At 70.3% G+C, this 7,684-nt stretch carries 8 protein-coding genes and 1 pseudogene; 4 read left to right on the forward strand and 5 right to left on the reverse strand.

Going from position 1 to position 7,684, the window contains the following annotated elements; genetic code table 11:
* Positions 1 to 179: pseudogene (locus G6019_RS17465) on the forward strand (hypothetical protein); the annotation flags it as partial.
* A gap of 31 nt (positions 180 to 210) precedes the next feature.
* On the opposite strand, the gene G6019_RS15235 reads toward G6019_RS17465, so the two are convergent.
* The 4 genes from G6019_RS15235 to eat form a co-directional block, all read right to left on the reverse strand.
* Positions 211 to 1,608, reverse strand: a complete 1,398-nt coding sequence (locus tag G6019_RS15235; protein ID WP_309230294.1) for a lipase family protein — start codon at positions 1,606 to 1,608, stop codon at positions 211 to 213.
* Between the two features lie 141 nt (positions 1,609 to 1,749).
* On the reverse strand, positions 1,750 to 2,544 hold the full coding sequence (gene eutC, locus G6019_RS15240) for an ethanolamine ammonia-lyase subunit EutC (protein WP_182612079.1): 795 nt from the start codon (positions 2,542 to 2,544) through the stop codon (positions 1,750 to 1,752).
* The gene (locus G6019_RS15245) at positions 2,541 to 3,953 is read right to left on the reverse strand and encodes an ethanolamine ammonia-lyase subunit EutB (RefSeq protein WP_182612078.1); all 1,413 of its coding nucleotides are present in this window, start codon (positions 3,951 to 3,953) and stop codon (positions 2,541 to 2,543) included. The genes eutC and G6019_RS15245 overlap by 4 nt, the downstream gene beginning before the upstream one ends.
* Before the next feature lie 6 nt (positions 3,954 to 3,959).
* Positions 3,960 to 5,399: an ethanolamine permease gene (gene eat / locus G6019_RS15250; RefSeq protein WP_107757727.1), complete on the reverse strand. Its 1,440-nt coding sequence runs from the start codon at positions 5,397 to 5,399 to the stop codon at positions 3,960 to 3,962.
* A gap of 74 nt (positions 5,400 to 5,473) precedes the next feature.
* Between eat and G6019_RS15255 the strand changes: the two genes are divergently transcribed.
* Complete coding sequence (locus tag G6019_RS15255) at positions 5,474 to 5,734, forward strand: hypothetical protein (protein ID WP_182612077.1); 261 nt, start codon at positions 5,474 to 5,476, stop codon at positions 5,732 to 5,734.
* Here G6019_RS15255 and G6019_RS15260 read toward each other — a convergent pair.
* Entirely contained in the window at positions 5,731 to 6,390 is a 660-nt protein-coding gene (locus G6019_RS15260) for a TetR/AcrR family transcriptional regulator (protein ID WP_182612076.1), read from the reverse strand. The two genes, G6019_RS15255 and G6019_RS15260, sit on opposite strands and share 4 nt — an antisense overlap.
* A gap of 81 nt (positions 6,391 to 6,471) precedes the next feature.
* Between G6019_RS15260 and G6019_RS15265 the strand changes: the two genes are divergently transcribed.
* Both G6019_RS15265 and G6019_RS17470 read left to right on the forward strand, forming a co-directional pair.
* Complete coding sequence (locus G6019_RS15265) at positions 6,472 to 7,080, forward strand: GNAT family N-acetyltransferase (RefSeq protein WP_107757729.1); 609 nt, start codon at positions 6,472 to 6,474, stop codon at positions 7,078 to 7,080.
* Positions 7,081 to 7,273: 193 nt separating this feature from the next.
* Positions 7,274 to 7,459 carry a hypothetical protein gene (locus G6019_RS17470; RefSeq protein ID WP_231750403.1) on the forward strand — a complete coding sequence of 62 codons (186 nt, stop codon included), beginning with the start codon at positions 7,274 to 7,276 and terminating at the stop codon, positions 7,457 to 7,459.
* Positions 7,460 to 7,684 lie beyond the last annotated feature (225 nt).

Genomic DNA, 7,684 nt, shown 5'->3' on the forward strand with positions numbered 1-7,684 from the left:
GTGGGTCCGAGGTTCCCGGCTCCTATGTGGTCGGCTGGATCAAGCGTGGACCGCGCGGCTTCATCGGGTCCAACAAGACCTGTGCGCGGGAAACGGTCGACGCGCTGCTCGCCGACGCGAACGCGGGCCGTCTCCCGCGGCCGGTCACCCCGTCGGGCCCGGTGAGGACGTCCGCCTAGGAGCACGCGGGCCCGCCCACCGGTCCCGGGCCTAGTACGTCCCGCAGTTGCTCGGTGCGGGCTGCCCGGCGATCCGATCGGCGAGGTACTGCACGGTGCTGTTGACCTGCGTGATCATCGGGCCGACGTGATTGAGGATCATCCCCGGCAGCAGCGGCGGCGTCTCGTCCACGTCCATCTGGACGGTGGCGCCCCGTTCGCACCAGTCGCGGCCGAGCTGGAGCGATTGCGGACCGGGCACGACATCGTCGTTGGTCACCGCCAGCACCCGGACCGGTGTCGTGGGCCGGACCAGACCGATGCGCTGTAGCTCCGTGTAGTGCAGGGCGATCGGGTCCTCGCGGACGATCTCGATGGCCGGGCGACCGGTCTTGGTGAACTCCGAGGTGTTGCGGAGCCCGTACTGCAGGACGGTGTCCACGAGGCACTGGTCGGCGACCGTGCGCAGCATCTGTTTGCCTGCGGTGTTGAGGTGCACGTCGAGACGCTGCTGCACCTCGGGATAGGCGTCGGCGAGACTGTTGAGCGCGTACCCGATCGCACCGGCGATCGCGGTGCCGTCGATCTGGTCGAGGGTGGCCACCAGATCCGCCGGCGGCGACCCCGCCGCGGTGCCGAGCAGGTTGACCTCCGGCGCATACTGCGGATGCATCTCGGCGGCGGCGGCGACCGCCGCCCCGCCCTGGGAGTAACCGGTGAACACCGTACGGGGGTTCGGCCCGGTGTCTGCCGCGGGGATCGTGGCGGCGGCGCGCGCCGCGTCGAGCACCGCGCGACCGGAGGACTCGCGATGCACGTAGGAATGGATCCCGGGGGTGCCGAGGCCCTCGTAGTCGGGTACGACGACGGCGTAGCCCCGCGCCACCAGGGCGTAGGCCTGGATGTACTCGTACCCGATCCCGGCGCTGGGCGGGTTGTCCTTCACGGTGGCGAGCGTCTGGAAGGACTTGGACGGCGCACAGTTGTCGCCCTGCCCCATGGTGCCCGGCGCCAGCACCGCCAGGGGCCGGCTGCCCCCGCCGTTCCATCGCGCGGCCGGCTTCAGATAGGTACCGGTCACGGCGATGGGCTGACCCTTCGACCCGACGGAGCGGTACATGATGCGGTAGCCGTCGGCCGGCCAGTCCCTGGTATCGCCCGCACCGATGATCCCTCGCACGGAGGGCAGCGACACGGCCAGTCGGAAGTACTCGGACCTGATCAGGTCACCGTTGTTCGGCGGGAGTACGGCGGGCGGCTCGTAGAAGGCGGCGGCGGGGTCGTTGCTCGACCCCGTCCCGCTCGAGCCGGTCCCGCTCGAGCCGATCCCGCTCGAGCCGATGTCGCTCGAACCCTGCGCGGACGTCGCCGGGGCGGCGAGCGTTCCGACGGCGACGAGGAAGGCGGTGGCGAGCGCTGCTGCGCGTAGTGCTGTTCGACGTGGTGACACGGGACCCCCGTAAGGTGTGATGCGGATCACTTACGGGTCGGGAGTCTAGAATCCTGAGAGCGGGCTGTGGTGGCCCTCCTCCTTAGATAGGCAAAGAATAGGTATGAGCTGAGAAAACGGGGCGCGTGTCCGGTGTGGACCTCACTCCGGTGTCCGAGTGTCTGATGCCTCACCCTCGACCGTCAGCGTGTCCCCGGCCTCCACTCCGGCCGCCCGCGAGGTGTCCTTCAGCGCCACCCCGGACGCGCCGAGTTCCCGGGCCCCCGCGATGAGCCGCGCGACGATGTGCGCGGATCGGGCGTAGTCCAACCCGTCCGGCGGGTGGATGTTGGAGATGCAGTTGCGCCCGGAGTCGGGGGTTCCCGGCGAGGGGAGGTGGGTCAGGTAGATCCCCAGACTGTCGGCGACCGACAATCCCGGCCGCTCGCCGATGATCACGGCGATCGTGCGGGCGCCCATGGCGCGGGCGAGATGATCGCCCAGTGCCACCCGGGCCTCGGTCGCGATCACCGGCGGGGCGAGCGAGTACAGCTCGGCCAGCTCGGACACCATCGCGCCGAGGAGCCCGGCGCCGTGGTCCATCAGCGCACGTGGGGACAGGCCGTCGGCCAGGACGACGCCCACGTCGAACTCCCCCTCGGGGATCGAGGACACATCCCGCGGCACCCTGCCCAGATCCGGCCGTCGCAGGTATTCCCCACGCGAGGAGGCCCGCGAGGTGACCACGGCCGGCTCCCCGATACCGATCTCCCGCACCTGCGCGGCCAGCGCCTCGACATCCAGCGGCATGTGCACGGCGTCCCGCGCGGCGGCGTGGGCGGACCGGAACTCCAGAACCCGGCGGGTGGGGAGCGAGTCTCCGGTGCGGCCCAGCCCGATACGTGCCCGGGTGCTGCGGCGCAGTTCGTCCCAGAAGGAGGGCTCGATCCCGCTCATCTCGTCCCCGTCAGGGCGCGGAGCGGAGACCCGGTGGCGTCGATGTCCAGAATCCGTCCCCGCGCGTCGACCATGCCCAGACGGTCGAGCCATTCCGCGAACTCCGGGGCCGGGGTCAGCCCCAGCACCTGCCTGACATACAACACGTCGTGGAAGCTCAGGCTCTGGTATCCCAACATCACGTCATCGGCGCCGGGCACCGCGATGACGAAGGCGGCGCCCGCCGCACCGAGCAGTGTGAGCAGGCTGTCCATGTCGTCCTGGTCGGCCTCGGCGTGATTGGTGTAGCAGACGTCCACACCCATCGGCAGACCGAGGAGCTTGCCGCAGAAGTGGTCCTCGAGCCCTGCGCGGATGATCTGTTTGCCGTCGTAGAGATACTCGGGACCGATGAACCCCACGACCGTGTTGACCAGCAGCGGATCGAGGTCACGGCACACCGCGTAGGCCCTGGCCTCGAGGGTCTGCTGGTCCACGGGCCGGCCTCCCGTCCCCAGGTGTGCGCCCGCGCTCAACGCCGAGCCCTGCCCGGTCTCCAGGTACATCACGTTGTCGCCCACGGTCCCGCGATGCAGCGAGCGGCCCGCCTCATTGGCCTCGCGCAGCAGCGCGAGGTCCACCCCGAAGCCTGAATTGGCGCCCTCCGTGCCGGCGACGGACTGGAAGACCAGATCCACCGGCGCCCCCTGTTCGATGAGTTCCATCGTCGTGGTGACGTGTGACAGGACGCAGGACTGCGCGGGGATCTCGAAGCGCTGGCGTATCTCGTCGAGCAGATGCAGCAGGTCCGAGGTGGCGTGCGGGGAGTCCGTCGCCGGATTGACGCCGATCACCGCGTCGCCGGAGCCCAGGAGCAGACCGTCGAGGGTGGCCGCGGCGATGCCCCTCGGGTCGTCGGTCGGATGATTGGGCTGCAGGCGCGTCGCCAGGGTGCCCGGCAGGCCCACGGTGGTCCGGAACGCCGAGGTCACCCGGACCGCGCGGGCCACGGCGATCAGGTCCTGGTTGCGCATCAGCTTGCTCACCGCCGCCACCATCTCCGGGGTCAGCCCCGCCGCCACGGAGGCCAGCGTCGCGGCCGCCCCGGCAGAGGCCGAGACCTCGAGGAGCCAGTCGCGTAGGCCACCCACAGTGAGGTGGGCCACCGGTGCGAACGCGGCGCGATCATGCGAGTCGACGATGAGACGGGTGACCTCATCGGTCTCGTACGGCACGAGCAGGTCCTCGAGGAAGGTCTCGAGCGGGACCTCGGCGAGCGCCCACTGCGCGGCGGCGCGTTCGGCGTCGGACGACGCCGCGCACCCGGCCAACTCGTCACCCGATCTCCGCGCGGACGCCTTGGCCATCAGGTCCACGAGGCCGTCGAACCGAAAGGTCGTTCCCGAGACCTGCTGGGTGTACCTATTCATCGGGGCTCATTCGAGTTCTGCTTCCGCTCGGGCCAGTGCGGCGAACTCCTCGTCCGGGGAGTTGGCGACGAGGTGGTGGCGACTGTGGATACCGAAGTACAGCATGAACGCACCGAACACCACCAGGCAGCAGAGCGCGGCCGTGCTGTTGACGAGGAACGTGGCCACCACGGCCAACGCGGCCACGACAAGGGCGAACCCTGTGGTCACGACGCCGCCAGGGGTCCGGTAGGGGCGCTCCATGTCCGGCTCCCTTCGGCGCAGCACGATGTGACTGACCATCATCAGGACGTAGCTGAGCGCAGCACCGAACACCGCCATGTTGAGGAGCATGTCGCCCTGGCCGGTGAGGGAGAGCAGGAACCCGAGTACTCCCGGGACGACGAGGGCCAGGGTCGGCGCCCTGCGCGAATTGGTGACGGACAGCGCCCTGGGCAGGTAGCCGGCCCGGGAGAGGGCGAACAACTGACGGGAGTAGGCGTAGATGATGGAGAAGAAGCTGGCGACGAGACCGGCGAGCCCGATGTAGTTGACCAGCTTCGCGGCCGACCCGTCGCCGAGCGCCTCGACAAGTGGGTTTCCGGAGGACTGGATGGCATCCGCGCCGCCGGCACCGGTGGCCAGGACCAGGACGGTGGTCGCGGTGACGAGCAGGACCCCCATCCCCGCGATGATGCCGCGGGGAACGTTGCGGGCCGGATCCTTGGCCTCCTCGGCGGCCAGCGGCACACCCTCGATGGCGAGGAAGAACCAGATCGCGAACGGCACGGCGGCCCAGATGCCGAGGAATCCGAACGGCAGGAAGTCCGAGGCACCGGCGGCGTCGGTGGGAGCGATGTTGGTGAGGTTCGACGCCTCGAACTGGCCCGCGGCCGCCACGGCGAAGACGACGAGGCCGACCAGAGCGATGGCGGTGATGACGAACATGACCTTGAGGGCCTCACCGACTCCGGCGAGGTGGATGCCGATGAACACCGCGTACACCGCGAGGTAGACCCACCACCCGTCGGTGATGCCGAACAACTCAAGGGATTCGACGTACGCGCCGATGAACGTCGCTATGGCGGCGGGCGCGATGGCGTACTCGATGAGGATGGCGGTCCCGGTGGCGAACCCTCCCCACGGCCCCAGGGCGCGCCGCGCGAAGGTGTAGCCACCGCCCGCGGCCGGGAGCGCCGAGGACATCTCGGCCATGCCGAGCACCATGGCCAGGTACATGCCGGCGATGATCACCGCGGCGATGAGCAGGCCACCGAAGCCGCCCTGTTCCAGGCCGAAGTTCCACCCCGAGTAGTCGCCCGAGATCACGTAGCTGACGCCGAGACCCGCGAGCAGCACCCACCCGGCGGTGCCCTTTTTCAACTGGCGCCTGGCCAGGTAGTCACCGCTCTCGAGGTGAGATCGCGTTCCGTCATGGTGGCTACTGTGGGTGTCTGCGATGGACATGCGCGGCCTCTCTCGAAGCGGTATCGACGGATGTCGCGCGGCGGGCGCGAACCGGCTCACCGTAGGTCCGCGGTGTGAGCACCGCGTCGACGCGATGTGACGACCCGGTTACGGCGGTCGGCACCGCCGACACGATGGTCTCCCCGGAGAACTCCATCCGGTACATCGACGCCGTGACGCAGCGCAGCGGTATCGGGGCCCTCGTCCTGGCGGACGGCGAGGACCACGTGTCGCTCGTGAGCGCGGATTCCGCGCACTATCAGCAGATTCTCGACATCATCTCCGAGACGTCGGACAAGACCGTCGACGAACTCGCGCAGCACCACTCGCGCTAGTCGCCTCGAGCCCCGCCGGCCAGCCGCTCGATCCCGTCGTGCATCAGATCGACGGCGGTGCCGAAGACGACACCGGGGTCGATCCCGCGATAGTCCGCCAGGAGCGCCGTGGTGAGCGGGTAGTCCTCGGCGGGAAGCGCCTCGATCTCCACCGCGGTGGCGGAGTCCACGGGAGCCATCATCCCCAGCGCCTCGGCCGTGGCCAGCCCGAGCACCGTCGCGAACCAACCCACCGTCACGGTCACCACCTGCGGCCGGGGGATCCCGGCACCCGCCATCGCCGCGTGCACGACCTCGGTGGTGGCGTAGTCGGCCGACCCGGTGTGGGTGAACCGCTGGAGCAACGGGAACGTCCGGGGATACGACCTGGCCAGCGCGCGGTACTGCTCGGCCAGGTGGAGCAGTGTCGACCGCCAGTGCTCCCCGGGCGCGGCGGGCCGCACCCGGGCGTCCAGCCATGACGCCATGGCCCTGGTCAGCCCCTCCTTGGACCCGAAGTGATAGGCCACCGACATCGCGTCGCACCCCGCCGCTCGGGCCACACCGCGCAGACTGAAGGACTCCTGCCCGCCCTCCTCGAGCAGACCGACGGCCGCATCGACGATCCGCTCGGGGGACAGTCCCCTCGGCCCACGTCCGGAGTGTCGCTCGACCATCGGATCCCCCCACTTTCGGGCCACCGGGCCCACGCCGCCATTTCTACATCGTAGAATACTGATGACCAGAAGGAGGGCACCATGGTGGAGATCAGGACGGCGAGGCCTGCCGACGCACCGGCGACCGGGGAGATGCTCGGGGAGGCGTTCCGTGACGACCCCGCGTGGGCGCAGTTCTACCCTGACGCGACCTCACGGTCCGCACGCCTGACCGCGCACTACCGCCGTCACGTCAGTCGACACCCTGACCGGGTCGATGTGGCCGTTGACGGCGCAGAGGTACTGGGCGCGTTGCTCTGGGAGCCGCCCCACCGCGATGCGGGCCGGTTCTCCGGGTGGGTCGGCCGCATCGCGGCGGCCCTGCGCTACATGGTCTCACCCACCGCCCGCCGCGGACGGGCCCATACCCGCGCGGTCGAGGCCCACAGGCCGTCGGAACCGCACTGGTACTTCCATGACATCGCCGCCGGTCCCCGGGCCCGCGGGAAGGGGATCGGATCGGCGCTCCTGCGCCACCGCCTGGACCTCATCGACCGGGGCGGGCCGTATCCGGTGTTCCTCGAGGCCACCACCTCGGGCAGTCGCCGTCTGTACGAACGGTTCGGCTTCCGCCCCGTGGGCACCGTCCCCACCGGGCCCGGGCAGGAGTCCACGACGATGATCCGCCCGGCGGGCGGCGGCGAAGCGTGACCCCAGCCTGGCCGGTCCGGACGATCTCGCGACGGCCGCGGAGATCCTCGTCCGGGCGTTCGAGCACTACCCCTGGACCCGCCACGTCATCCCCGAGGAGGGGTACGGCGAGCGCCTGCTCGCCCTGCAGGAGCTCTGTCCCGCGCACGCCCACCGACACGGGTTCGTCGCTGTCACCGGGGACCTCGACGGCGTGATCGCGCTCCTGCCACCGGACGCCCCGGACCCCGACGTGACAGCGGTCGAACAGATCGTGGCCCTGCGCGGCGACCGGATCGGGCGCCTGGAGACCTCGGACCTGCGGAACGTCACACTGTACGAACGGCACGGCTTCTCGGTCACCGGGCGCCGCGACCACCCGGACGGGCCCCCCGTCTGAGCCACCGAGCTCCACCCCCGCGCGCACTGACCGTCCACCCCACCGACGCCGGGAGCGCCGGAGGGGTGGGAGTAGCTTCTACACCGTGACCAGGTACCGCGACCCGATCGCGCAGTGGCGCGCGGCTGTCGTGGTGCTGGCATCCGCGCTCACCGCCACCGTCGCGCACACGGCCGGGGGAGGCGGTGTGCCCGGTCCCGGCGGATGGTCCGTCGTGGCCCTGTG

This window comes from Dietzia sp. DQ12-76, assembly GCF_014145045.1.
Lineage (GTDB): Bacteria > Actinomycetota > Actinomycetes > Mycobacteriales > Mycobacteriaceae > Dietzia.